20 protein-coding genes, 1 tRNA gene and 1 pseudogene are annotated in these 24897 nt (G+C 69.0%); 7 read left to right on the plus strand and 15 right to left on the minus strand.

Going from position 1 to position 24897, the window contains the following annotated elements; genetic code table 11:
- Positions 1-2: 2 nt before the first annotated feature.
- Together NR792_RS10075 and NR792_RS10080 are read right to left on the minus strand one after the other, a co-directional pair.
- On the minus strand, positions 3-1628 hold the full coding sequence (locus tag NR792_RS10075) for a Rieske 2Fe-2S domain-containing protein (protein WP_375759846.1): 1626 nt from the start codon (positions 1626-1628) through the stop codon (positions 3-5).
- A gap of 205 nt (positions 1629-1833) precedes the next feature.
- Entirely contained in the window at positions 1834-2889 is a 1056-nt protein-coding gene (locus tag NR792_RS10080; RefSeq protein ID WP_375759847.1) for a carbohydrate-binding protein, read from the minus strand.
- Positions 2890-3279: 390 nt separating this feature from the next.
- On the opposite strand from NR792_RS10080, the gene NR792_RS10085 reads away from it, so the two are divergent.
- Positions 3280-4245 carry a TerC family protein gene (locus NR792_RS10085; protein WP_375761597.1) on the plus strand — a complete coding sequence of 322 codons (966 nt, stop codon included), beginning with the start codon at positions 3280-3282 and terminating at the stop codon, positions 4243-4245.
- A 97-nt stretch (positions 4246-4342) separates the two neighbouring features.
- Here NR792_RS10085 and NR792_RS10090 read toward each other — a convergent pair whose 3' ends face one another.
- The 7 genes from NR792_RS10090 to NR792_RS10120 all read right to left on the minus strand — a co-directional run bounded on the left by NR792_RS10090 (position 4343) and on the right by NR792_RS10120 (position 11339).
- A complete protein-coding gene (locus NR792_RS10090) occupies positions 4343-4633 on the minus strand; it encodes a hypothetical protein (protein ID WP_375759848.1) in 291 nt (96 codons plus the stop codon).
- Between the two features lie 240 nt (positions 4634-4873).
- Positions 4874-4945: transfer RNA gene (locus NR792_RS10095), tRNA-Val, on the minus strand.
- An 86-nt stretch (positions 4946-5031) separates the two neighbouring features.
- Complete coding sequence (locus NR792_RS10100) at positions 5032-5316, minus strand: hypothetical protein (protein WP_375759849.1); 285 nt, start codon at positions 5314-5316, stop codon at positions 5032-5034.
- Positions 5317-5334: 18 nt separating this feature from the next.
- Entirely contained in the window at positions 5335-5760 is a 426-nt protein-coding gene (locus tag NR792_RS10105; RefSeq protein ID WP_375759850.1) for a hypothetical protein, read from the minus strand.
- Between the two features lie 9 nt (positions 5761-5769).
- Positions 5770-7395, minus strand: coding sequence for an Hsp70 family protein (locus tag NR792_RS10110; RefSeq protein ID WP_207050902.1), 1626 nt, complete (start codon positions 7393-7395; stop codon positions 5770-5772).
- A 154-nt stretch (positions 7396-7549) separates the two neighbouring features.
- The gene (locus NR792_RS10115) at positions 7550-9604 is read right to left on the minus strand and encodes an ATP-dependent helicase (RefSeq protein ID WP_375759851.1); all 2055 of its coding nucleotides are present in this window, start codon (positions 9602-9604) and stop codon (positions 7550-7552) included.
- Positions 9605-9650: 46 nt separating this feature from the next.
- Entirely contained in the window at positions 9651-11339 is a 1689-nt protein-coding gene (locus NR792_RS10120) for a HEAT repeat domain-containing protein (protein WP_375759852.1), read from the minus strand.
- Positions 11340-11473: 134 nt separating this feature from the next.
- Here NR792_RS10120 and NR792_RS10125 point away from each other — a divergent pair, with 134 nt between their 5' ends.
- A complete protein-coding gene (locus NR792_RS10125; protein WP_375759853.1) occupies positions 11474-12343 on the plus strand; it encodes a CHAP domain-containing protein in 870 nt (289 codons plus the stop codon).
- 113 nt (positions 12344-12456) lie between these two features.
- Here the strand turns inward: NR792_RS10125 and NR792_RS10130 are convergent, their stop codons facing one another.
- The 5 genes and pseudogenes from NR792_RS10130 to NR792_RS10150 form a co-directional block, all read right to left on the minus strand.
- On the minus strand, positions 12457-13653 hold the full coding sequence (locus tag NR792_RS10130) for a glycosyltransferase family 2 protein (protein ID WP_375759854.1): 1197 nt from the start codon (positions 13651-13653) through the stop codon (positions 12457-12459).
- 154 nt (positions 13654-13807) lie between these two features.
- Positions 13808-15766, minus strand: coding sequence for a hypothetical protein (locus NR792_RS10135; protein WP_375761775.1), 1959 nt, complete (start codon positions 15764-15766; stop codon positions 13808-13810).
- A gap of 6 nt (positions 15767-15772) precedes the next feature.
- A pseudogene (locus tag NR792_RS10140) lies at positions 15773-15871 on the minus strand (zinc-ribbon domain-containing protein); the annotation flags it as partial.
- Between the two features lie 9 nt (positions 15872-15880).
- Positions 15881-16174 carry a ComEA family DNA-binding protein gene (locus NR792_RS10145; RefSeq protein WP_375759855.1) on the minus strand — a complete coding sequence of 98 codons (294 nt, stop codon included), beginning with the start codon at positions 16172-16174 and terminating at the stop codon, positions 15881-15883.
- Positions 16175-16299: 125 nt separating this feature from the next.
- Positions 16300-17577 (minus strand): aspartate kinase, encoded by a 1278-nt coding sequence (locus NR792_RS10150; RefSeq protein WP_375761598.1) that lies wholly within the window; start codon positions 17575-17577, stop codon positions 16300-16302.
- A 145-nt stretch (positions 17578-17722) separates the two neighbouring features.
- Between NR792_RS10150 and hutH the strand changes: the two genes are divergently transcribed.
- The 5 genes from hutH to NR792_RS10175 all read left to right on the plus strand — a co-directional run bounded on the left by hutH (position 17723) and on the right by NR792_RS10175 (position 23617).
- On the plus strand, positions 17723-19249 hold the full coding sequence (hutH, locus tag NR792_RS10155; RefSeq protein WP_375759856.1) for a histidine ammonia-lyase: 1527 nt from the start codon (positions 17723-17725) through the stop codon (positions 19247-19249).
- 201 nt (positions 19250-19450) lie between these two features.
- Positions 19451-20269 (plus strand): DUF6310 domain-containing protein, encoded by an 819-nt coding sequence (locus NR792_RS10160; RefSeq protein WP_375759857.1) that lies wholly within the window; start codon positions 19451-19453, stop codon positions 20267-20269.
- A gap of 1 nt (position 20270) precedes the next feature.
- A complete protein-coding gene (locus NR792_RS10165; protein WP_375759858.1) occupies positions 20271-21011 on the plus strand; it encodes a DUF5953 family protein in 741 nt (246 codons plus the stop codon).
- A 120-nt stretch (positions 21012-21131) separates the two neighbouring features.
- Entirely contained in the window at positions 21132-22229 is a 1098-nt protein-coding gene (locus NR792_RS10170; protein ID WP_375759859.1) for a serine hydrolase domain-containing protein, read from the plus strand.
- Between the two features lie 2 nt (positions 22230-22231).
- The gene (locus NR792_RS10175; protein WP_375759860.1) at positions 22232-23617 is read left to right on the plus strand and encodes a serine hydrolase domain-containing protein; all 1386 of its coding nucleotides are present in this window, start codon (positions 22232-22234) and stop codon (positions 23615-23617) included.
- Positions 23618-23622: 5 nt separating this feature from the next.
- On the opposite strand, the gene NR792_RS10180 is transcribed toward NR792_RS10175, so the two are convergent.
- Entirely contained in the window at positions 23623-24726 is a 1104-nt protein-coding gene (locus NR792_RS10180; RefSeq protein ID WP_375759861.1) for a hypothetical protein, read from the minus strand.
- Positions 24727-24897: the final 171 nt, after the last annotated feature.

A 24897-nucleotide genomic window follows, 5' to 3' on the forward strand; every position in this document is an offset into this window, starting at 1 on the left:
CGTCAGACGCGCGGCGGCTCGACAGGGACAGGGGCCTTGTCGCCGCCGCGCTCCACCTTGCCGCCCTCCGGCTTGTCCGCGACGGGCTCCGCGCAGAGCGTGGAGTTGTTCGTCTTGCACGCGCCGCCGTTCTGCAGGTCGAACTGCCAGCGGTGGCGCGGGCACACCACGTAGCGGCCCTCCTCCACCCAGCCCTCGGCCAGGTCCGCGCCCTGGTGCGGACAGAAGCGCTGGATGGTGAAGCGCTTGCCGCCGGCATCCACCGTGGTGCGCTCCTTCTGGGACTCCGTGGCGCGGATGCCGTCGCAGAACTCGCGGATGTCCTCCACCTCCACGCCCAGGAAGCCGTGCAGCACGGGCTCGTACACGTCCGGGTTGCGGGACAGGCGCAGGCGGAAGGACAGGAGGAAGTCCTCCCAGTTCAGCTTGCGGTCCAGCACGCGCACGATGTCGCTCGCGTTCACCTTCATCGCGTAGCGGCTCTTGTCGCGCATCTCCGTCACTTCATCCACACGGCGCTGCTTGAAGTCCACGCGCAACAGCCGCGTGGGCGCCTCCGTCAGCTCCACGTAGAGCGGCATGCCCACCCGGTCATGCAGGTCCAGCAGGTCCAGCTTGCGCTGCAGCTCCACGCGCAGGCGGCCGTGGATTTCGTCCACCTCCTCGCGCATCAGGTTGCGGCGGCGCTCGCGGAAGACGTAGGCCATGTCCTTGGCGTACGTCTGGAGGTACTCCTTGAAGTTCTCCGTCGTCACGCGCTCGGGCACCTGGGACACGAACTCCAGCGAGCCCGCGTCCAGCACGTCCCCGGGCATGGGCTCCAGGTAGCGCGTGGGCAGCGTGGGCAGGCGCTTCTCCAGGTAGGAGAAGAGGGCCGGCGCGCGCGGGAAGATGTTCACGTCCTCGAAGTTCAGGCTGTAGAGGGCCGGGTCGAGGAAGGCCGCCGGGCCCGCCGCGGCGATGTACGCGCGGGGTTGCACCACGTCCAGCGCGCGCGCCACCGCCTCGAACTTGCTGTCGCGCTTCTTCAGGCTGATGGCCGAGTACGTCTCCTTCGGGTACTCGTAGCAGGTGGGGTGCCAGATGGCGCCGGAGAACTGGGCGGAGAAGACGTCGATGGGCCCCTCCTCCGCGATGACGCGCACCAGCCGGTCGTGCATCTTGCAGTCGTTGATGTTGAGGAAGCACTGCCCGTCACCGCGCACCATCACGCTGGAGTCGCGGTTGGTGCCCTGCTCGGAAACGAAGAGCTTGATGTAGCCGCCCTTGATGGGAATCTCGCGCGAGTCCTCGCACGCGATGACGCGCTTGCAGCCGTACTTCTCGAAGATGTCCCGCAGCTCCGAGCGGCGGAACTTCGGCACCAGCACGGTGAAGTCCCGCTTGGCGATGGTGGCCAGGAACTCCGGGTCGAAGTGATCCTTGTGCTCGTGGCTGATGTAGAGGAAGCGCTCCTTGCCCGGCGTCTCCAGGAGCTCCTTCACGCGCGGCGCCAGGTGGTGGTTGCGCGGCAGCTGCATCCACGCGGAGTCGAAGGCCCCCTGGGGCGTCAGCCATGGATCCATGACGACGAGCGCTCCGGCGGTCTCCACCGCGAAGCCCGCATGACCCAGGAAGGTGATCCGCATGAACGTCGTCCCTCGAGTAAGGGGGCCCGTGGCCCCGGCGTCAGCTAGGCTGCGAAGCTAGGGCGTCTCTTTCCAGCGGCACCCCGGCGCGCCCCTCCTGTCGGAAAGCCCACGCACGCCACGTCCGGCCGCGAACAAAAAAGGGAGGAGGACCGTGCGGGTCCCCCTCCCCTGATGCTTCCAGGACATGAAGCGTGCGGCCCGTCTAGGGCTGGATCTCCCGGACGCTCAGCCACTTGAAGTCCACGTCCGTGGCGTTGTCCCAGCGGAACGTGGCGATGGGCCCGCCCCAGGTGATGGGCATGGCCCCCACGGAGCCGCCGCAGTGCTGGGCGTCGCCGCCCCAGGCCCCGTCGTCGGTCAGGTCATAGACCTGGGTCCAGCTGACCTTGTCGGCGTTGTCGTTGAGGTACAGTTCCAGCTTCACGGCCTCCGCGCCGCTCGCGCCCGCCACGTTGCGCATGACGGCCTTGAAGCCCACCCAGCGGCCCTTCAGCGCGGAGGTGGCCGCCTTGTACGGCACCTGGTCGTAGGACACGTGCCAGGTCTCCTTCTCCCAGCGCACGCGCCCGTCGTAGTGCAGGCCGCCCTTGTAGCTGCTGCCCTCGCAGCCGGAGCTCTTGTCGTTGTGCTTCCCGCCGCGCGCGTACCAGGCGAAGTTGTCCTGCGTGTTGGCCGCCGCGTTGACCTTCACGAAGCCGGTCATCTCGACGTTCTTCCAGTCGTTCGCGGCCTGCATGTAGCCGCGGCTCGCCAGCACGTCGCGGTCGTACGTGGGGATCTGCTTCGCGTCGTAGCCCGTGGCCGGGTAGGCGCTCATGCGGACCTTCGAACTCTTCATCTTCCAGGAGCCGTCCGCGTTGCGCGTGATGGAGCCCTGGGGGTCGAAGCGCGGGTCCGCCGTGGCGTCGTCCGCGAGCGCCCACGCCTCACCGCCCGGCTTGGACGGGTACAGCATCGTCACGCCGAAGCCGTCCACGCCCGAGGGCGCGGGGGCGGGGCTCGCCTCCGGAGGCGCGGTGGGTGCGGGCGCGGAGGGGTCGGCCGGGGCCTCCGTCTCCGACGGGAGGGGCTCCGGGGAGCCTTCAGGCTCGGGGGCCGGAGTGACAGGCGTGGCGGGGACGCCCGGGGCGGGGCTGGGCGCGGGGGTGCTCACCTCGCCGGTCGGGTTCGTCGGGTCGCCCTCCGGGCTCGCGCCACAACCAAAGGCATGGAGCGCCAGCAGCAGCGCGCTGGACGTGAAGACAAATCGGTTCCGCATCGGGCAGGGGGTATCCGTGCTCGGGGGCCACACGACGGGCAGCGGCCGCGACGCCTTCGCCGGCGGCCGTCATCACCCACGCCCACCGCCCCGGGCTCACGTGCCACGGGAGGTTCGGGCGCTCGGCTGGTCTCGGTGGCCCGGTGAGAGCGTTCTCAGCCGGGGCCTTTGCAAACCGCGGCGGCAGTGAACACTTCCCATCGCGACAAGGGCCTCCAGAGCCCCTGTCCGTCTGGCTCCCCTGGACAACACTTCTATTTTCCCGAAGTTTCGTGTCCGGATTCTCTATTTGCCGAAGAGTACCGGCGCTCCTATTTGAGGGGGGTTGCCTCTCAGTGCCTTCCCCAGGTGAACGCCTTGGAATCATTCCAAACCATCGGCAGCCCCGTCATGTGGGGCGGCTTCATCGCTTTTGTCTTCGCGATGCTCGCGCTGGACCTCGGTGTGTTCCACCGCAAGGCCCACTCGGTGAGCTTCAAGGAGGCCGCCGCGTGGAGCGCGGTGTGGGTGAGTCTGTCGCTGGTGTTCAACGCCTTCCTCTGGTGGCGCTACGGCCCCGGGCCGGGCATGGAGTTCCTCACCGGCTACCTCATCGAGAAGTCGCTCTCCGTCGACAACATCTTCGTCTTCGTCGTCATCTTCTCCACGATGAAGGTCCCGGCCCTCTACCAGCACCGGGTCCTCTTCTGGGGCATCCTGAGCGCGCTGGTGCTGCGCGCGGTGATGATCTTCGCGGGCGTGGCGATGCTGGAGCGCTTCCACTGGCTCATCTACGTCTTCGGCGCCTTCCTCATCATCACGGGCGTGAAGCTCTTCATCCAGCGCAACCATGAGGAGCACCCGGAGGACGGCTGGCTGATGCGCACCGCCCGCCGTGTCATCCCCTCCACGCCGCACTTCCACGGGCAGCACTTCCTCACGGTGGAGAACGGCCGGCGGCTGGCGACGCCGCTGCTCATGGCGCTGATGCTGGTGGAGGCGTCCGACGTGCTCTTCGCGCTGGACTCCATCCCCGCCATCTTCGCGGTGACGCGCGACCCGTTCATCGTCTTCACGTCGAACATCTTCGCCATCCTCGGCCTGCGCTCGCTCTTCTTCCTGATGGCCGGCGCGATGGAGAAGTTCACCTATCTGAAGGTCGGCCTGTCCGGCGTGCTCGTGTTCGTGGGCGCGAAGATGGCGCTGGTGGACGTGGTGCACCTGTCCCCGGCCATCTCCCTGGGCGTCATCGCGCTGGTGCTGGGCGCCAGCATCGTGGCCTCGCTGGTGAAGGCGCGGAACACGCCGCCGCACGCGCCCAACGGCGACGCGTCACCGGACGTCCGGCGGGACACGGCCGCCCCCGCGAAGAGCTGACGCCTTTCGCTGACAAACCTTCCTGGCTGTGGGTCCCATGGGGTGTGGGGCTCCGGGCCCGGGCCCTCGAAGCGCATGAGGGCTCGGGCCTCTTTTTTCAGAAGGCGCGCGACAGCTCCATGAACTCCGCCCACGAGCGGATGGCGTCCTCGAACTCCTCCAGGGACAGGTCCTGGGAGCGTCCGGGGATGGCCACCTCGCTGTGGATGGAGGCCCGGACCCGGTTGAGCTCCAGGCTCCAGGTGTCGCCGGTGACGTCCCAGCGCTCTCTCCGTCCCTGACGCAGGGCCGCCAGCACGCGCAGCATCCCCTGCGCCCGGTTCAGGTCCGGCCGCAGCTCCTGGGCGAGGTAGTCCGCCAGCACGTCGTCGGGCGGCAGGCCACTCACGACCGCCCGTCCCTGCTGATCCCACGTGAATCGCAATGTCCTGGGCACGGCCGTGAAGGTCGCACAGTCCGTGGATCGCCGGCCACGCCCCGCCCCCACCGATTGCGCCGGAACCCGACACTGCGCGCCGGCCGCGTGCGGCACCCAACGGGCGTCTCCGCCCGGGGAACAGCGGCCTGTCCGGAGGTGGAAAAGCAAAAGGCCGTGAGCCCCTGGGGACTCACGGCCTCTTGTTTGAAGTGGGCGCGGCAGGTTTCGAACCTGCGACCCCTGCCGTGTGAAGGCAGTGCTCTACCGCTGAGCTACGCGCCCTGCTGTCTGTGCCGCCCGCCGCGCGACCGCTGCGCAACGAACGCGGCGGTAAATGCCATTCGTGCGCGTGGGTGTCAACGCCTTTTCTAGGAGGATTCTTCCGACAGCGCCTCCAGCTTCTCGTCCAGCTCGCGCAGGCGGCGCTTGAGGCCCGCGAGCTGCTTGCCCACGGCCTTGAAGTCCCCCTTCGGCGCGAAGTGCAGGGCCTTCATGACCTCTTCCTGGCCGCGGTCCAGGGCCTGCTTCCCGCGCTGGACCCGGCCAATGGCCTGGGCCACGGCCAGGGCGCGCTTCTCGTCGGCCATGAGCTTCTCCATGGCCATGCTGGACAGCCCCAGCGCCTGCTTCTTCAAGTCATCCCGGATGCCCATGGTGGCGGTCCTCTGGCCTCAGGGGCCGTCGGGGAACTCGGTCTTCAGCGCGGCGAAGACGCGGTCCGCGATGCCCTTGTAGCGCATGCGTTCAATGAGGGGCTGCAGGTCCCCCCGCATGGAGATGCGGCGCTTGAGCACGGCCTCCACCGGGTCCAGCGTGCCCAGGAGCAGCTGCTTCCAGACGGAATAGGGCGCGCGGGCCAGGTACACCGGCTCCAGCTCGTCCAGGTCGTCCGGATCCGACAGCACCCGGGCCCGCTTGATGTTGCAGTCGCCGGGCTCCACGTGGACGACGAAGGGCTTGTCCAGCTTGCCCTTCTCCGCCTCGATGATGGCCCCGAAGTCGCCCTTCCAGCCCTTGCCGGCGATGGCGCACTCCGGGTCTGCATTGGTGAGCCGGACGGCCTCGTCCAGCCATTCCTTCGACGGAAACTTCGGCATCGCGCCTCCCTACCCCCTACGGAAGATGCTCTTGATGCTGGAGAAGAGCCCACGGTCGTCGTTGCTCGCCCCGCTGCTGCTCGACGGGGCGGCCTGCGCGTTGCGCGAGGCGACTTCCTGCAGGGCCTTCTTCAACTGCTCGGGCGTGTCACGGGTGGCCAGATCCACCTTGCGCGACATGCCGCTCGCGTCCTCCACCTGCACCTGGAGGAGACACTCCTCGGTGAGGCGGAAGTCGATTTTCCGGCCCGCGGCGGCGGCCGGCACCCGGACGGTGCCCAGGTACTCGTTGTCCACCATCAGGTCGCTGTCGCCCTGGTAGATGTCCAGCTCGATGAAGGGCGCACCCGGCTGCTGCGGCGGCGGCAGGCGGAAGCTCTTCACCATCGGGATGAGCGAGTTCTTCTCGATGATGCGCTTCACGCGGCCGTTGGGCATCGCGTAGCCGATGGGCATGGACAGCGCGTCCAGGAGCGTCACCGCGTCGATGCTGCCCAGCGAGTCGCCCAGCAGCGCCGCGCCCAGGGCCACGCACTCGTCCGGGTGCACGCCCTTGCGCGGGGCCTTGCCGAAGTGGGCCTGGATCTTCTGCTGCACCAGCGGCATGCGGCTCTGGCCGCCCACCAGGATGATCTCGTCGATCTCCGAGCGGCTGATGCCCTTCTCCGCGAGCACGCGGTCGCAGATGTCGAAGGTGCGGTCCACCAGGTCGCCGGTGAGGTTGTTCAAGTAGTCGCGGGTCAGCGGGATGCGCAGATCCAACGGCTTGCCCTTGCGCTCCTCGATGTACGGCAGGTCGATGACGACGTTGGGAATCAGCGTCAGGTCGATCTTCGCGGCCTCCGCGGCGTTCTTGATGCGCTGGAGGGCGATGGGGCTCTCGGTCAGGTCGACCTTGGTCTCGTCGCGGAAGCGCTCCAGCACGTACTCCATGATGCGGTTGTCGAAGTCCGCGCCGCCCAGGAAGGAGTCGCCGCCCGTCGCCAGCACCTCGAAGACGTTGCCGGCCAGGTGCAGCACGCTGACGTCGAAGGTGCCGCCGCCCAGGTCATAGACGAGGACCTTCTGATCCAGGCCCCGGTTGAAGCCGTAGGCCAGCGCCGCGGCGGTGGGCTCGTTGACGATGCGCTTGACGTCGAAGCCGGCCAGGCGCCCGGCTTCCTTCACCGCGTTGCGCTGGTTGTCGTTGTAGTAGGCCGGGACGGAGATGACGGCCGCGTCGATGGGGCCGCCCAGGAACTGCTCCGCGATGGTCTTCAGCTGCGACAGCACGAAGCTGGAGATCTGCGGCAGCGTGTAGAGCTTGCCGCCCATCGTCACGGCGGCGTCCCCGTTGGGGTCCTCGACGATGTCGTAGGGGAAGTACCCCTTGAGGTCCTCCACCGCCTTCGAATGGTACTTGCGGCCGATCAGCCGCTTGGTGCCCCAGAGCGTGTTCTTGGGGTTGGTGACCATCTGATCCTTGGCCACGCCGCCCACCAGCAGGTCGTTCTTGGCGGACAGCGCGACCACGGAGGGCAGGATGAGGTTGCCGCGATCCGTGGGGACGATCTTCGGGATGCGGTTGCGCACGGACGCCACCAGGGTGTTGGTGGTGCCCAGGTCAATCCCGACGATGCGAGGTCTGTCCGCCATGAAGGTCAACGTCCGCAGCTCAGGGGGAGGCCGCGCCCGTCCTCACTCTCTAGCACGTCGAGCCGTCGCGTGCGCGTTTCTAGGCGGATGCTTCCTCCCTGACTGTAGTTCTGGCCAGCCCGCCCACCAGGGGGGCTGATTCCAGCCCGGGCGGTTACAGCTCCCGGTCTGGATCGGGCCCCAGGTCGCGCAGGCGGATGGGCCCGTCGGGTTCCGGGGGCGGGAGGGTTTCGCACACCGCGTCAGGACCGGCCGGCAGTTCGGCCAGGAAGCGCGACGGGGTGAGCAGCAGCCGTCCGTCCTCCCGGGGCAGCGAGGTGTGGGGGTACACGAGCCACAGCGCCTCCCGGGCCCGGGTGATGGCGACGTAGAAGAGGCGGCGCTCCTCCTCCTCGTCCTCCGGGTCGCGCGTGGCCTGGGACAGGGGGAAGCGCCCGTCCACGAGCCCCAGCACGAAGACGGTCCGCCACTCCAGCCCCTTGGCCTGGTGGACCGTGGTGAGGGTGAGCGCGTCGTCGGGCGGCTCGCCGTCCAGGGCGGCCTTCGCGGAGAACTCGGACACCAGGGCGATGTCGGACAGGAAGCGGGGCACGTCCTCGAAGCGGCCGGCGAACTCCTGGAGCTGGCGCAGGTCCTCCGCGCGGGGATCCTCCCCGTCCGGGGTGGCCGGGGGCTCGCGTGCCGCCAGCACATCCGCGAGCAGCGCGCCCGGGTTCCGGGGCCCTCCGGCGGACAGGGCGGTCATCAGCGCCTGGAAGCGCTGGAAGCCCGCCCGCGCCTTGCTCGGGACCTGGGCCTGCACGTCCGGGTGGGCCAGCGCGTCCGGCAGGGACAGCTCCGGGGGCAGCGCGGCCAGGGCGGTCCACAGGTGCTCGGTGCTGGCGGTGCCCACGCCGGGCAGCTTCCGCGCGAGCCGCTTGAAGGCCAGCTCGTCCGGGCGGTTGTGCGCCCATCGCAGGTGGGCGAGCGCGTCCTTGACGTGGGTCTGCTCGAAGAAGCGCACCCCGGAGCGCACGCGGAACGGAAGCCCGTGGCGCGCCAGCTCCAGCTGGAGCTCCCGCGAGTGCAGGTGGGCGCGGTACAGCACCGCCATGGACTCCAGCCGGTGCCCCTGGGCGCGCAGCTCCAGGACGCGCTCGGAGACGAAGGCGGCCTGGGCCTTCACGTCGCGGGTGGGCACCACCTGGGGCACGGCGCCGGGCGCGCCGTCGGACACGAGCGCCTTGGGGAACTGGCGCGTGTTGTGCGCGATGACGGCGTTGGCCAGCCGCAGCACCTGGGGCGTGGAGCGGTAGTTGCGCGTGAGCGGGTAGATGCCGCAGCCGGGGTAGCGCTGGGGGAAGTCGATGATGTTGGTGAACTCCGCGCCCCGGAAGCTGTAGATGGACTGGCAGTCGTCGCCCACGACGGTGAGGTTCCTGCGCTCGCCCACGAGCAGGTCCACGAGGTCGCCCTGGAGGCGGTTGGTGTCCTGGTACTCGTCCACGAGCACGCCCTGGAAGCGCCCGGTGAGCTCCGCGCGGATGGACGGATGGTCCTCCAGCAGCCGCTTCAGGTGCGCGAGCAGGTCGTCGTAGTCCATCAGGTGCAGCTGGGCCTTGCGCTGCTGGAAGCGGCGCGCGGTGGCGAAGATCTCGGGGGCCACGGGCAGCAGCTCCCGGCGCCGGTCCACCAGCACCTGCGACACGGGCTGCTGGAGGTTGGTGGCCAGGGAGACCAGGTCCAGCAGCGCGTCCGGGCGCGGGAAGCGCTTGTCGCTCTTCAGCTTCCGCTCCGCGAGGCACGTGGCCATCAGGTCGCGCGCGTCCTCGCGGTCTAGCACCGTGAAGCCGGTGGAGAAGCCCAGCGCCCCCGCGTGCTGGCGCAGGAGCACGTGCGCCGCGTGGTGGAAGGTGCCGCCCAGGAGGCTGCCCACGTCCGCGAAGCCGCCGGCCAGTTCCTCCACGCGGCGGATCATCTCGCGCGCGGCCTTGTTGGTGAACGTGAGCAGCAGCAGCGAGGACGGCGGCACGCCCCGCTCCAGCATGCGCGCCACGCGGTACGTGAGCGTGCGCGTCTTGCCGGAGCCCGCCCCGGCGATCACGAGCACGGGCCCCTCCCCTGCTTCCACCGCCGCGCGCTGCTCGTCGTTGAGCGCGCCGTCCAGGTCCAGACGGCGCGAGGGCGCTCCGGCGGGGACGGCGTGGCTCAACGGCAGGGGGGCGGCCATGGGGGGCTGGGACTCTAACCGCCGCGACCGCGCGCGCCAGTCCGTCTCAGGGAGGGGTGGATCCGGCCAACCGGGAGGCCGCCGCGGCGCGGACCTCCGGAGAGGGATCTCTCTCGCGGGCCAGCTCCAGCAGCAGCGTGCCCACGGGCTTGGGCAGCTTCGCGCTCGCGGCCTGTTGGAGCGCCTGGGTGCGCTCCTTCACGCCCTGCGACAGGCGCTCGGAGACCTGCTGATCCGCGCAGGTGCGGACGCCGGGGTGCTGCTGGCGCAGGAGCAGCTCCGCGTCCGCGAGCTTCGCCTCCGCGAGCCGCACGGCGTCCTGGGCGGTCCGCTCGAAGGTGTCCAGGTCCTCCGGGAACTCCGTCTTCTGGTTGCGGACCCGCGCGATGGCCTGGGCCGCGAAGCGCGCGTCCACCACCGCCGCGCAGAGCTGCCGGGCCGACGCCAGGGGCACCCCACCCTCCGCGGACACGGTCTCCTCGCGCGCGGTCGTCTGCGCCCACACCGCGAGCTGCCGGGCGGCCACCGCGGAGGAGAACGCCTGATGGCGCTGCTCGCGCAGCTGCACCCAGCGCCAGAGCACCAGCGGATCCGTGCCGCCGGACTCATAGACGCGCTGGTACTGGCTGGCGGCCTGCTCCACCTGGCCGCTCAGGTCCAGGAGCGCCGCGACGGTGATGTACAGCTCCGGGCTGCTGGCGCGCTCGCGCAGGGACTCCAGCCGCACGGCGATTTCGTACGCGGCCACGGGGGCGGGCAGCGCGGAGAGCACCGAGCGCAGCGACAGGAGCGCGTTCTGGCGGATCAGCGGGTTGCGCGCCGTGCGCAGCGCCTCCAGCAGCGGATCCACCGCGCGCACGGAGACGTGCTGGCCCAGCTCCTCCGCCGCCTGCCAGCGGTCCAGCGGATCCGGCGCCACGAGCGCGCGCTTCAGGTCCTCCAGGTCGCGCAGGTAGTGGCCCGCCTGCATCGCGCGGGCGGCGGGCTCGGTGCGGGCCAGGGCGCCCTGCTCGGCGCGGGCCCGGGCCAGGCGCGCGGGGAAGGCCGTGAGCTTCGGCCCCAGCGGATGGGTCTTCACCTTCGCCTCGGCCTCGTCCACCAGGCCGGAGACGAGCAGCCCCTCCACCTCCAGCTCCAGCAGCTTGACGCGGACCTCCTCGCGGTGCGCGCCCGCGGGGAAGTCGCGCAGGTAGGCGAAGAGCTTCCCGGCGTCACCCGCCTGGGCGAAGGACTCGTCGTCCAGCTTGCGCTCCAGCTCCTCGCGGCGGGCGCCGGCGGCCTCTCCCTGGAGGAGCTGCGTCACGCGCTTGAGGTCGGTGGTCGTCTGGACGTCGCGCTCCTGGGCCGCCTGCAGCCGGGCGCGCGCCTCGTCGCGGTGGGTGCCGTCGGGGTGCTCGGCGAGGAACTGCCGCCACCCGGCCTCCGTGTCCGCCTCCTTCGCCGCGTTGAAGCGCAGGCCCTCCAGCAGCGACTTCGCCATCCGCCGCTGCGTCGCGTCCGGGTACGTCTCCAGGAAGCGCTTGTAGGCGATGACCGAGTGCAGCCGCTTCGCCTCGTCGAACTCCAGCCCCTCGATGCGCCCCTGGGCCGTCGTGGCCTCGGGATCATCCGGGTTCTCTCGCAGGAAGTCCTGGTAGGCCTGCACGGTGTCCAGCTCGCTGGCCCGTTCAAAGGTCGTGTGCGAGCAACCGGTGGCCAGGAGCAGGAGGGCGAGGGCGCGGCGGAAGGTGGGCATTCCCCTCCAGCAATACCCCACCCGTCCCCCGTCGAAAACCCGAGCCGCCCCGCCCGGTTGCCTGGGTGGTTTTCTTGCCTACACGCGCCAGCGGAGGGAGCCTCTGTCCCAGGACGCTACAGGACGAGGTGGCCATGAAGCTGGGCGCATGGATGGCGATGCTGGCGATGACGACGGGCTGTGCGACCGGGTCCCCCGTGGGCGCCTGGGTGGCGGCGGATCCGGTGCGCTACCGCTCCGCCTCCCCGCCGGCCTTCCCGCGCGCCGCGCTGTCCTCGGAGGTCGCGGTCCGCGAGAGCCCCCGCGCCCCCGCGAAGAAGGCCCCCACTCCGAGAAAGGCCCCGGCGGTGGCGAAGGCCCCTGCCCCCGCCAGGGCCCCCGCGAAGCCGCGCCCCACCGTCACGCCCGCGAAGCAGACGCCCGTCAGCCCCGCCCCCACGGGCAACCCGCGCGAGCGCGTGCTGGCCACGGCGCGCGCCCTGGTGGGCCAGTCCACGGTGAAGGTGAACGGCCGGCGCTACCCGGCGGACTGCACGGCGCTCATCGAGGCCACGTACGCCCAGGCGGGCGTGAAGTTCCGGGGCACGCTGAAGCCCGGGGACAACGGCGTCACCGCGCTCTACCGCTACGCCCGGGCGAACGGCCGCGTGTACACGGACGGACGCCCCGTGCCGGGCGACCTGGTGTTCTTCCGCGAGACGTATGACCAGAACCGCGACGGCCGGCGCAACGACGGCCTCACCCACGTGGGGCTGGTGGACGGCGTGGACGCGGACGGCACCGTCACGGTCATCCACCGCGTGAAGCGCGGCGTGGTGCGCTACCGGATGAACCTGGCGCGCCCCCACCTGCCCCGCGATCCGAAGACGGGCGAGGTGCTCAACGACATGCTGCGAAACCCCGGCCCCGGCCACTCGAACGTGCTCACCGGCCAGCTCTTCGCCGCGTTCGGCAGCGTGCTGCCCTCCGGTACGACGAAGCCCATGGCGGTCGCGGCCCGGTAGGGCTCAAGCCGTAGGGCCCAAAAGGAAAGCCCGTCGATTCCATCCGTGCGCTTCCGGAACCAGCCGGAGCGCCGCGGGGAACCGACGGGCCTGGACTGCCAAACAGGTGAAGGTCAGGTCGACGTGGAGGTCGGCACGCGGGCGGTGCGGTCCCACGCGGCGCGCTGCGAGTTGCGCAGGAAGCGCCAGAAGCCCACGGCGATCGCCATGTTCATGGTCACGAAGTAGTACGCGATGGACGTGGCCTTCTTCGCGGCGCCGCTCTTGAAGACCCCGGAGCGGCCCAGGTACGCCAGGGCGTAGAAGCCCAGCTGCGCGCCCAGCGTGAAGCGGTAGAAGGTGCTGTCGAGCAGGAACAGGTTCGCGACGAGCGCCGCCGCCATCAGCGCGGGAGCGCACCAGCGCAAGAGCTTGTGCGACCAGAAGGCGAACGCGGGGAAGCCCGCGGTGGGCAGCAGCAGCCCGGGCACGAGGCGCAGGCTCTGGAAGTTGCCCGCCGCGATGCGCGCGCGCCGGCCGAACTCCTTGCCGTAGTCCTCCGTCGTCTCCTCGTGGGCGACGGCGGCCTCCTCGTAGACGACCTTGTAGCCGCTCTCCAGGATGCGCAGCGGAATCACGAAGTCATCCACGATGGTGGACGGCGGCAGCTGCGTGAAGAGCGAGCGCCGGATGGCGTAGAGGCCGCCGTTGGCTCCCACCACCGCGCCGCGCTTGCCCTCGTACATCTTGATGAGGGACTCGTAGCTCCAGTACGCGCTCTCCTCGTAGTCCTGCTTCGTGGGGTTGTAGAGGCGCAGCTTGCCGCAGACCGCGCCGACCTCCGGGTCCTCGAAGTGGCGGACGATCTTCCGGACCGCGTCCGGGTCGATCATCGTGTTCGCGTCCGACAGGAGCACGATGTCGCCGTGCGCGGACGGGATGCAGCGGTTGAGCACCGTCGTCTTGCCGGCGCGGGGCGCGGGCGACAGCCGCACGCGCGGGTCCGTGCACTTCTGCACGAGCCCGTCCGTGCCGTCCGTGGAGCCATCCGAGCCGATGACGACCTCGAAGCGGTCCGCCGGGTAGTCCAGCGCCAGGCTGTTCTCCAGCTTCGACTCGATGCAGCTCGCCTCGTTGTAGGCGGCCACCACCAGGCTCACCGAAGGCAGCGGCCCGGCCCTGGCGCCCGTCCGGACGGCCTCACCCGAGCGCACCTTGCGCAGGTTCTGGAAGACCTGGGCCGCGCCCTCCAGGGCGAACAGGCTCAAGGGATAGAGAAAATACGTGTGCACCAGCGCGAGCGCCGCGCACCAGAAGAAGACCTCCGCCATCGACCACCCTCCCAACCCCGAGTCCTCGACGCCCAGAGACAAAGCAAGGCGCGTGCCTGGACGTTCAGAGGGACTTCAGGGCGAGAGAGCCAGCAAGCCCCTGGGGAGGACTGGAGTTTCTCCAGGGTGATCCGGAGGTGATCCGGTCAACGCTTCAGGGCGTGGCGTCAGCGGCGGGGAGCTGGGCGAGCATGCGCTTCGCCAGCTCGTGCTTCGGATTGAGCGCCAGCAGCTCGTTCAGCAGGTTCCGGGCCGTGTCCGGGTCGTTCTGGCGGACGGCCAGCCGGGCGCCCAGGGCGTAGGGACGCAGGAAGGTCCGGTCCTGGGTGCGCAGCGCGCCCAGCTCCTCGGAGACGGCCTGGAGGGTGGTGGCGGGAGAGCCGGAGCTGAGGGCGAACTCGGCGCGGGCCACGACGCTCCAGGAGGGCGTGAGCTCCGCCTGGCGCAGGCGTTCCGCGAGGCCCAGGGCGTTGGAGGCCCCCGTCACCGCGGCGTAGAGGGCCTGGGCCTTGAGGCGCGCGGCGACGGTGGCGGCGGGCTCCACGTCCGGAGCGGCCCGGAGGCTCTCCACCAGGGCGTCGAGCACCTTGCGCCGCTCGGCGATGTCCGTGCGCAGCGGCCCCATGTCGCGCTCGACCTCGGTCATCTCCGCGCGGAGGGCGTTCGCCTCGCCCATCCAACCCGGTGACGACTTCGCGGCGTTCACCTCGTCGCGCTGCCGCTTGAGCTGCTCCGCCTGGATGCGCAGCTGGTCGAACTGCGCGTGCAGGTCGCTCAGCTGGAGGGTGTAGGCCACGGCCAGCTCGGCCTGGACCTCGGCGTACTTCGGGTGGGCGGTGGCCAGGCCCTTGAGGTCCTGGATGGCCTGTTCGCGCGCGGCCGCGTCATCGCGGCGCAGGGCGTTCACGGCTCGACCCTTCTTCTCCACGGCCTCCTCGGGCATGGCCGAATTGCGGTCGCGGAAGGCGGGATACGCCAGGTACCCGGCCAGGGCGATGCCCGCGAGCACCGCGAGCACGAGGAGCACCCGGCTCAGCGGGGAGGACCGCCTCTCGCCGTCCTCGACCACCACGGAGCCGGTGCGGGCGGCCGCCCCGAGCAGCTCCGGAGGCAGGTCGCTGGAGGGCTTCCGCGAAGGAAGGGGCCGGTCCAGGCCGCTCCCGAGCAGCGATGCGCCGGGAGGCGGTGGCGCGGCCTTGGAAGGCTCGGTGCGAGCGAAGGGCGCGTCGTCGTCGGGCAGGGAGACGGTCGCGGTCGGCACGGCCGTCGCCCAGGGCGCGTCGCCGTGGCCGTCCGGAACGAGCTTGGGGCGCGAGCCACCAGCGGCGGACCAGGGCGGATTCTCCGAGTCACCCGAGGGCGAGATGTTCTCGAAGGACCGGGAACGGGAAGCAGCGGGCTCCGAAGGGCCGGCCACCGCACCGAACGCCTGCGTCGAACCGGGGGGTTCGACCCCACCGGCGGCCGCGGCCGTGGCTCCGGAGACCGCGCCAAACGCACGCGTCGAGCCAGGACCCCCATCGGCGGCACCGGAAGCCGGAGGACCCGACACCGCGCCGAACGCGCGGGTGGAGCCGCCCGCCTCGGGCCCCTGCGAACCTGAAGGACCCGACACCGCACCGAACGCACGCGTCGAGTTCCCGGCCGCGGAAGTCCCCGGCTCCGACAGCCGGAACGAACCCGAGGACGACGGGGAGGCCGCACCGAACGCGCGCGTGGTCGCGCCAGGAGCCGCGCCCTGCCCCGCCGCCGCCGCGGGAGGCGCTCCCGCTTCGGGCCCCACCGCGCCAAAGGCACGCGTGGCGCCCATCGCCGGAGGCAGCGTGCCGGACGGCGCGGGCGCCACCGGGGGCCGGGCCTGCGCGGCGACCGGCGCGATGGACGGTGGCGGAGGAACCACGCCGGACGAAGACACCGCCCCCGAAGGCGGCGTCGGCTGCGGAACGAAGGAACCGGACGCCGTGGTCGAGCCCGCGAACAGGTTCGTGGCCTTCAGGCCGGCGCTGCTCTCACCGCCGAAGATCTGCGTGGACGACTTCGCCCCCGCCCGGTCTCCCCCACCCGCCGGGGGAATCTTCGGCGCGGGAGCCATGACGCCAGTGGGCGAAGCCATGAACACATGGCCACACCGCGTGCACTGCACCGAAGCGCCGCCAGGCGGCAGGAGTCGGGCATCCAGCACGTACTGCATCGAGCATTGCGGGCAGGCGATCTGCACCGGCCGTCCTTACCACACGCTCCCATTGGCCGCCGCCGGGTCCAGCACGGTGGCTGCCCGGAGGGTCTCCAACTTGGCAGCGCCCACGCCGGGCACCGCGTCCACGTCCTCCCAGCTCACGAACCGGCCCTGCTCCTCGCGGGCGGACACCAGCCGCTTGGCCAGGTCACGGCCCACCCCGGGCAACAGGGCCAGCTCGGACTCGGAGGCCGCGTTCAGGTCCAGCTTGAGCCCCAGCGCGAGCGCCTGGCTCCCCGTGGGCACCGTCCCCGGGCCGCACGTGGCGAGCCCCGTCGCATCCATCCGCACGGCCTCCGGCGGGCAGTCGAGCGAGGGCCGCGCATCCGGCCACCGCGCCCGGGCCGTGAAGCCCAGGGCGAGCAGCCCCAGCGACAGCGCCGCGAGCGCGGACGTGCGCCCGAACCGCCTCAGGCCTTCTGCCCCTTCAGCGCGTCCACTTCCGACACGGTGGGGTTGGCCGTCACGGGGGGCGGCGCGTCCAGGCCGAAGGCCGTGTGCAGCGCGCGCACCGCCAGCTCCGTGTACTTCGTGTGGATCACGCAGGACGTCTTGATCTCCGACGTGGAGATGAGCTGGATGTTGATGCCCTCCTGGGAGAGCGTCTGGAACATCCGCGCCGCGACACCCGAGTGGTTGCGCATGCCCACGCCGACGATGGACACCTTGGCGATGGCGTCATCGACCTCGATGCCCGTGGCGCCCACTTCCTGCGCGGCCTGCTTCACGACCTCGTGGGCCTTGGCGAAGTCGGACTTGGCGACGGTGAAGGTGACGTCGGTGCGCCCGTCGCGGGACGGGTTCTGCACGATGAGGTCCACCACGATGTGCTTCGCGTCGAGCGCTCCGAAGAGCTTCGCCGCGGTGCCCGGCTGATCCGGCACGCCGACCACGGTGATCTTCGCCTCGTTCCGGTCGTAGGCGACCCCTCGAACCAGCACGTCCTCCATGGATGCGTCCTCCTCGCAGACGAGCGTGCCCGGATCCTCGGTGAAGGAAGACTTCACCCACAGGGGCACCTTGTACTTCATGGCGAATTCGACCGAGCGGATCTGCAGCACCTTGGCGCCCAGGCTGGCCAGCTCCAGCATCTCCTCGTAGGTGATGCGGTCCAGCTTCTTCGCGGCCGGGCACACGTTGGGGTCGGTGGTGTAGACGCCGTCGACGTCCGTATAGATTTCACACGCGTCGGCCTTGAGCGCCGCGGCCAGCGCGACGCCCGTCGTGTCGGAACCACCGCGGCCGAGCGTGGTGACGCTGCCCGTCTCGTCCACGCCCTGGAAGCCGGCGACGACGACGATCTTCCCCTGCTTCAGCGCGGCGCGAATGGGCTCCGCGTCGATGCTCTTGATGCGCGCCTTGGAGAAGGTGCTGTCGGTGACGATGCGCACCTGGTGGCCGAGGAAGCTCACGGCCTTCCCGCCCTGCGCATGGATGGCCATGGCGACCAGGCCGATGGACACCTGCTCGCCGGTGGCGACGACGACGTCCTGTTCGCGCTCGTCGGGCCGGTCGGTGATCTGCGCCACGAGCTTGAGCAGGCGGTTGGTCTCGCCGGACATGGCGGACACGACGACGACGACGTCATGGCCGGCCTTCTGGGCGGCGAGGCAGCGGCGCGCGACGTTCTTCATGCGCTCGGTGTCACCCACCGAGGTACCGCCGTACTTCTGGACGATGAGGGCCAAGGGGCTCACGACCTCCCTGCACGGACGGGCGCAGGCTATATGGGCGCCGGGGCCCGGGTGTAAAGGGCCCTCAACCTGCCTGCCGCGAATCCGCTAGCGTTCGTGGCCCAACGACTTCAAGCCGCATTCCTGGAGTAGCCCGAACATGTCCCGCCCCCGCCTCCTCATCGATGGTGACACCCTGAAGCTGGAGGAGATCCTCCAGGTCTCCCGCCACGAAGTCACGGTGGAGCTCGCCCCCGAAGCCGCGCAGCGGGTGCAGGCCTCCCGCACGTTGGTGGACCGGGTGGCGGCCGGCGACACGCCGTCCTACGGCATCAACACGGGCTTCGGCACGCTGGCGGAGGTGCGCATCGACCGGAAGGACCTGCGCGACCTGCAGCGAAACCTCATCCTGTCGCACGCCTGTGGCGTGGGGAATCCGCTGCCCCTGCCGGAAGCGCGGGTGCTCCTGCTGCTCCGGGCCAACGTGCTGGCGAAGGGCTTCAGCGGCATCCGGATGGAGACGCTGAGTCTGGCCATCGACATGCTGAACCGGGACGTGGTCCCGGTGGTCCCCGAGCGGGGAAGCGTGGGCGCGTCCGGAGACCTAGCCCCGCTGGCGCACCTGGCGCTGGTGCTGATTGGCGAGGGCGAGGCGTTCTTCGAAGGCGTGCGGATGCCGTCGAAGCAGGCGCTGGAGAAGGCGGGCCTGAAGCCGGTGGTGCTGGAGGCGAAGGAAGGCCTGACGCTGATCAACGGCACGCAGGCGATGTGCGCGGTGGGCACGCTGACGCAGCTGCGAGCGGAGCTGCTGGCGGACGTGGCGGACATCGCGGGAGCGATGACGGTGGAGGGCCTGCTGGGCAGCCACAAGCCGTTCCTCCCGGAGATCCACGCGGTGCGTCCGCACGCGGGCCAGAAGGCGGTGGCGGAGCACCTGCGGAGGATTCTGAAGGGCAGCGAGCTGGTGGAGACGCACGTCAACTGCAGCAAGGTGCAGGACCCCTACAGCCTCCGGTGCATCCCGCAGGTGCACGGCTCCGCGCGTGAAGGCCTGGCCTTCGCAAGGCGCATCCTGGAGGTGGAGGTGAACAGCGGGACGGACAACCCGCTGGTGTTCCCGGACACGGGGAACATCATCTCCGGAGGCAACTTCCACGGTCAGCCCATCTCGCTGGCCATGGACGTGGTGGCCATGTCCCTGACGCAGCTGTCGAGCATCAGCGAGCGCCGCGTGGAGCAGATGGTGAACCCGTCCCTGTCGGGTCTGCCCGCGTTCCTGGCGAAGAACTCCGGGTTGAACTCCGGATTCATGATCGCCCAGGTGACGGCGGCCGCCCTGGTGGCCGAGTCGCGCATCCTGAGCCACCCGGCCTCCGTGGACTCCATCCCCTCCTCCGCGGGCCGAGAGGACCACGTGTCCATGGGCATGACGGCGGCGCTGAAGGGACGGCAGGTGTCTGAGTTCGCGCGTTCGTGTCTGGCGATTGAAGTGCTGGTCGCGGCGCAGGCGCTGGACTTCCGTCAGCCGGTGAAGCCCGGCAAGGGCGTCCTGGCGGCGTATGAGCTGGTGCGCAGCAAGGTTCCGCACATGGACCGTGACCGCGAGCTGCATCACGACATCTCCGCGGTCACGGCGCTCGTGGAGTCCGGAGCGATCCGTGAGGCCGTGCGGTCCGCGACCGCCTGAAAGCTCCGCAGGGCAAGGCACCTCCGGACCGGCCGACGTCCGGAGGTGTTTCCAGACTGAGCCAGTCAGCAGTGACACGCGAGCCGCCAGCTCGCCGGAAGGAAAGTCGCCATGCGACTGCGGGCCTGCGCTGCGCTTCTGCTCTTTCTCTCCGCGTGCGCCACACCGGCACCGAGACCTGAGGGGCATGCATCCCGGCCCATGAGGCTCACCAACCTCCAGCGAGCGGCCGCGCTACCGTGGACGGATGAGGGACGCTGTGCTGTCCGGGAGGCGGCCCAGCCATGGTCTGAGCTTGTCGAAAGGTGCTTTCCGGCGCTCGACCATGACCGGATCCGGTTCAACGACCCTTCGGGAAGGTGCGCGGTCGCCTCAGCAGGCGCGGCTGCAATGGGCATCGGATTCTGTGTCCTGGCCGCGCCAGAAATCGCCGTGGGCGCCGTCATCGTCATAGGCGTGCTGGTGGTGGGAGTCGCCATCAAGGAAGCGCTCGCCAACTACGAACTGAAGGGGAGCATGCCCGAAGTGGAAGTCGTCGAGCCCTGGACGAAGCCCGCCTTGCCGGCATCCACGGCACACCGAAAGCCCAAGCCACAGCCATCGGGACAGGACTTGTTTCCGCCAGCGCCGAACGACCCATTCGAGCGGGATCGCCGCCCAGAGTGCAGACCGGTCCCTGGACCACCCCGAGGCGGCAATGATCCACACAACGAGTGCGCCAACAAGGTTCCGGGCAATAACTTCCCCGGCTTCAACGTGTTCATCAATGGCAAGCACTACGACGCCTTGGTGCTATCCCGTCGAACGCTCTGGGAGGTCAAGACGGACGACTTCGAAAAGCACTCGCCTCGCTCCCGAAAGTTCTTCATCTCCGTGAAACTGCCCGAACTGCAGCGCGAAGCCAGGCTTGCCAGGGAGTGCGGATATGACTTCGTGATTGGAGTGCGCAGCGAAGCGCATTTGATCGCATTGAAGTTGGCGGACCCATCCCTCCGCGTCGTCATCATGGATTGGTGCTGAAATGCCTTCCAACGAGATCTCCACGATTGTCTACGCACCTGCATCCCAGGGCAACGATGCCCGAGCGCTCGACATTGTTCACAGACTGGAGCGAGCACTTCCCGGATTGCACTTGAATTGGACTTCATCCGAGAAGGAAGACCTCATCCCATTGTCCAACCGCGACGAGTGGGTTGTTGCCAACGGGCCGAACGGCAACATTCCATTCCTATGCAATGACGACGACAACAACCTCGTAACCATTTCAGGCTGGGAGAATCCGGAAGGGCTCTCGTCTGGCAGCCCGCCGCACTTTGAAGTCCACGCCGACTTTCGGATGGAATCCCTCGACACCATCGCTGCTGCGGATGCGTTGGAATCCATCGCAGAAGGTGCTCAGGCGCTCTGGGGGCATGCCACACCCTTCAAGGCTGCATTTGAAATCGCGGAGCAGACGGCCCCTACATTGGCGGGGCCTCCATCCCCACCTCGAGGACTGCCAGCCCTCAAGCTCCCTTGGGATATCGCCTCGCCTGAAATTCCACACCGCCTTGGATGGCTGAATTACTGGTCCGCTGCGTCCGCGCGGGCGATCGGATTTCCGGACCCTTCACGCGACGCGGAATTGCTCTCACGGGCACGACGTACGGCGAATGGATGGGTCGTGCGACTCACTGATGCGCCACTCGATCTCGACAAGCCAGAGCACCTGGAAGCGCTCCTGCGAGCCTACGAGCGCTTCCCGAAGATCGGTGGGCGTTGAGGGAACAGCCACACGCGGGCCTGGTGCTCCCCCAAAGCTGACCTCATGCAATCGGCGGCGTCTCCCGACGTACGTCGTAGTCGACTGACCGTAGGCCGGCCCCGTACATCGAGGCACTTCATGTCCGTGAATCACTTCAAGCTGACCTCACTGGGGCTGCTTGCCGGCCATTGCGTCTCGCTGCCGGCGCGTGCGGAGGACGGGGCCCGGGCACGAGCCCGGCAGTTCGCCGCCGACACGCATTTCAACGGCGTCGTCCTCGTCGGCAAGGGCTCGCGTGCCGAGTATGTGGAGGCGTTCGGGGTCAAGAACGCTGAAGCGAAGGAACCCCTCACGCGGAACAGCCGCTTCTTCGTGGGCTCAGTGAGCAAGTGGCTCACGTCCATCGTGGTCCTGCGGCTGGTGGATGAAGGAAAGCTGGCTCTCGACGAGCCCATCCTCACCTATCTCCCGGAGTACCGCGCTGACACCGGGAAGCAGCTCACCCTGCGGCATCTGATCAGCCACGGCAGCGGCCTGCCCAATGGGCTCATGGTCGCGGCCAAGAAGGACTCCAGCATCGAGAGCGAAACGCGGCCCCAGGCCGAAGCCGTAGCCCGGTACGCAAGCGGCGACCTCGTGTTCACGCCGGGCACGCGCTTTGACTACAACATCACCAACTGGATTCTCGTTCAGGGCATCCTGGAGCGCGTCTCCGGACAGCCCTATGCACAGCTCGCCCAGCGGCTTGTATTCAAACCGTTGCACATGGTGAACAGCGGCATTGCTGCGGGTGAAGCCGGAAACGTTCCGAGCCTCGCCCTGGGCTACCGCTCACTGGCACCCAAGGTGGAGCGTCGTGTCTACACGCTCCCGAACTACCTCGTGACCGGTGGCGGCTTCTACAGCACCGCCGACGACATGCTGCGCCTGAACCACGGCGTGCTCTCTGGAAAGCTCCTGTCGCCTGCGGCCAGGAAGGCCCTGCTCACCGTCGAGCGTCCCGAGTCCGCCTATGCCCTGGGTGGCCGTGTCCGGACCTATGAGGCCAACGGACAGGCCGCCCAGACCGTCGCTACGAACGACGGAACGAGCGGGGCCTATCGCACCGTCTCCTGGCGCGTGCTCGACGACGGCCGCACCGTCATTCTCCTGAGTAACCTGAGACCGGATGATTCGAAGCTCTTCGCCTTCACGGAGTCGCTTCTCGGGCTTCCGATCGCCCCCAAAGAGAATTGATCATGAACACGCGACGATGGGGCTTGCTGTTCCTGCTGGGATGGTCGCAGCTGGCCTGGGGCGCGCCAGACAAGGTGGACGCGTTCCTACGCGCGGAGATGGCTCGCAATCACATCCCTGGCGCGGCGGTCGCGGTGGTCCGCGATGGCAAGGTGATCAAGCTGGCGGCCTACGGTAAGGCGAACCTGGAATGGAACGCGCCTGCCAGCACCCGCACGGCGTTCCAGATTGCCTCTGGCACCAAGATGTTCACGGCGGTGCTGCTGATGGACTTCGTGGGACAGGGCAAGCTCAAGCTCGATGACCGCGCCTGCCAGTACATCGCCGATTGTCCTCCGGCGTGGAAGGACATCACGGTCCTTCAGCTCGCGAGTCACACGTCCGGGATGAAACTCGGGCCCGTGAACGCCGACGTCTCCAGCGTTGCGGTGGCCGTCGAGGCCGCGAAGAAGGTCCCACTCTCGTCGGCACCGGGAGAGAAGGCGGCTTACGGTTCAGACGACTTCGTCCTCCTCACCCAGGTGCTGGAGAAGGTGGGTGGTGCGCCCTACCAGCAACTCCTGCTCGACCGCATTCTCACGCCCCTGGGCATGACGAGCAGCGGCTTCGACCGAGCCATTCTCACCGAGAATGACATTGTCCTGACCAGTGACGTGGTCCCAGAACGCTCAGCGACCTATCAGTGGCGCACGGACCACCAGCATCAGTACTGGTTCGTGTATCCGCACTACACGCTGGCCGCCGGTGGCCTGTTCTCATCCGTAACGGACATGTCCAGGTTCGTGGCCGCGCTGATGAGCGACAAGCTCCTGAAGCCAGAACTGCGCTCCGCCATGTGGACGCCGCCCACGCTCAACAACGGCAAGCCCAGCAGCTTCGCGGTGGGCTGGACCGTGGGCCATTACCGGGGACGGTCCGAGGTCGGCCACAGCGGCGGTCCTGCGCTCTCGGACACGGTCTACTACCCGGACGACAAGCTGGCCGTGGTCGTGCTGACGAACCAGCGGAAGCTGGTCCCCAACCTCGCGCACGGCGTGGCGAACTTCTACCTGTCACCTCCGCCTTTCTTGAACGAGCCCGGCATCCCCGACGCCGCCCCTGAGCGGACAGAGACGTTGAAGCAGCTCCTGCCCGCGCTGGTCCAGGGCAAGGGGGAGGCCCGCTACTTCACCGGGTCCGCGAAGGACGCGCTCGTGGAGCTGAACGAGTGGCTGCCCATCCAGCTTGGCGGGATGCCTCGGATGAGCCGTCTGGTCCTCCTGGAGGACTCAGCGGACCATCTGTCACGGACCTACCGCGCTGTGTATGGCAAGGACCAGACGCTGCGATGGAAGGTCACGTTCGATGCAGCAGGGCTGATCGCGGAGCTGGACGTCGCGGACGAGTGAACTGCTCAGCGGTCCTCGCTCCGGATCCAGACGTGGTGTTCGACCTTCGACCAGTTCTTCCTGGCCGCAGGTGACAGCGTGGCGTAGTCCGGTCGGGAGGTCTCCGCCAGGTAGCGCTGGTAGGCCTCCTGGGGCGTTGCTCCGATGCCCAGGACGTAGGCGTACAGGAAGAGCTCCGTGGAGTAGCCGTACTGGGCCGCGTTGTTCGGCTGCTCGTAGACGGTCGCGATCAGCACTCCGCCGTTCTTCGGCAGATGCGGCCCGACTCGCTCGAGGATCTTGTCCAGCTTCTCCTGGGTGCGCTTGTAGTTGGCGGCGGTGATCAGGCCGCTCATGATCCACTCCACGACCGAGGCGGACCAGTTGTACGACTTCGTCCCCGTCACCACCTCGATTCCGTTCGAGGTCGGCATCCGACGGAGCGTCACGGCCGTGACCTGGAATTGACGCACGGGCGGCGATGGCTTCAGGGGAACTGGCGTCAGCTGAGGCTTCACTGTCGCCGCCGTCGGTGGCGTGGTGCTCACGGGCTTCAGGGGCACGGCGACCTGCGGCCCCGGCTGTGGGGTCAACCGCGTCGTCTTTCCGACCAGCCGTGAGCCCGACAGGATGGCCTGTCCCTGGCGCTGGAGGGGCGCGTAGCCCTCCTTGGGCTTGAAGGCGAGGTGCTTCAACTTCGCCTCCTGCACCGGGTCCGCATAGCGGATCTCCTGCGCCTGCATCGCCTGGTTCCCGTGGAAGGCCTTGTTCGCCTCGAACACCTTCCCCATCAGGGACTCGAACTCACCGCTGCGCTGGTTGGCTTTCGAGTCCACCAGGGCACAGCGCACGTACCCATACCCGTACATCTTCCCCCGGTTCTTCGAGTAGATGTGGTCGACGTCATGCCCTGAGACCACAGGCCCGAAGGCGGCGATCCAGGCGTTGCGGTAGCCCCCGTAATGCGGGCTGACCCACAGCTGCTTCTCCCCGGTGAAGCTCTCCACCACGAGCACGTCCGCGGACTGGTAGCGGGCCAGCGAGTAGCAGTGGCCCACGTACTTCTCCAGGGCCGCCTGATCCTTCGCGGCGACAGGAATCGGGGGATCGACGACGGGGGGCGGGCTCACGGGGAGTGAGGAGCCAAGCACGCCCCTCCGCACCGGAGCAACACGGCCTCCCACACGCCGGCCCCAGCACCAGCCACGCGCCCGTCCGCCTGCCTCCCCTGCACTCAAATCGCCAGGAAAGACGGGAAGTTGAGGGGCCAGCCGAGCGCGTGGTACGAACTCCCGTTCAGT

Source organism: Corallococcus exercitus (assembly GCF_042231735.1).
Lineage (GTDB): Bacteria > Myxococcota > Myxococcia > Myxococcales > Myxococcaceae > Corallococcus > Corallococcus exercitus_B.

Coding starts and splice junctions, on each gene's coding strand:
- NR792_RS10075 (WP_375759846.1), bottom strand. CDS start 1,628: ATGCGGATCACCTTCCTGGGTCATGCGGGCTTCGCGGTGGAGACCGCC.
- NR792_RS10080 (WP_375759847.1), bottom strand. CDS start 2,889: ATGCGGAACCGATTTGTCTTCACGTCCAGCGCGCTGCTGCTGGCGCTC.
- NR792_RS10085 (WP_375761597.1), top strand. CDS start 3,280: ATGTGGGGCGGCTTCATCGCTTTTGTCTTCGCGATGCTCGCGCTGGAC.
- NR792_RS10100 (WP_375759849.1), bottom strand. CDS start 5,316: ATGGGCATCCGGGATGACTTGAAGAAGCAGGCGCTGGGGCTGTCCAGC.
- NR792_RS10105 (WP_375759850.1), bottom strand. CDS start 5,760: ATGCCGAAGTTTCCGTCGAAGGAATGGCTGGACGAGGCCGTCCGGCTC.
- NR792_RS10110 (WP_207050902.1), bottom strand. CDS start 7,395: ATGGCGGACAGACCTCGCATCGTCGGGATTGACCTGGGCACCACCAAC.
- NR792_RS10115 (WP_375759851.1), bottom strand. CDS start 9,604: ATGGCCGCCCCCCTGCCGTTGAGCCACGCCGTCCCCGCCGGAGCGCCC.
- NR792_RS10120 (WP_375759852.1), bottom strand. CDS start 11,339: ATGCCCACCTTCCGCCGCGCCCTCGCCCTCCTGCTCCTGGCCACCGGT.
- NR792_RS10125 (WP_375759853.1), top strand. CDS start 11,474: ATGAAGCTGGGCGCATGGATGGCGATGCTGGCGATGACGACGGGCTGT.
- NR792_RS10130 (WP_375759854.1), bottom strand. CDS start 13,653: ATGGCGGAGGTCTTCTTCTGGTGCGCGGCGCTCGCGCTGGTGCACACG.
- NR792_RS10135 (WP_375761775.1), bottom strand. CDS start 15,766: ATGGCTTCGCCCACTGGCGTCATGGCTCCCGCGCCGAAGATTCCCCCG.
- NR792_RS10145 (WP_375759855.1), bottom strand. CDS start 16,174: ATGGATGCGACGGGGCTCGCCACGTGCGGCCCGGGGACGGTGCCCACG.
- hutH (WP_375759856.1), top strand. CDS start 17,723: ATGTCCCGCCCCCGCCTCCTCATCGATGGTGACACCCTGAAGCTGGAG.
- NR792_RS10160 (WP_375759857.1), top strand. CDS start 19,451: ATGAGGCTCACCAACCTCCAGCGAGCGGCCGCGCTACCGTGGACGGAT.
- NR792_RS10165 (WP_375759858.1), top strand. CDS start 20,271: ATGCCTTCCAACGAGATCTCCACGATTGTCTACGCACCTGCATCCCAG.
- NR792_RS10170 (WP_375759859.1), top strand. CDS start 21,132: ATGTCCGTGAATCACTTCAAGCTGACCTCACTGGGGCTGCTTGCCGGC.
- NR792_RS10175 (WP_375759860.1), top strand. CDS start 22,232: ATGAACACGCGACGATGGGGCTTGCTGTTCCTGCTGGGATGGTCGCAG.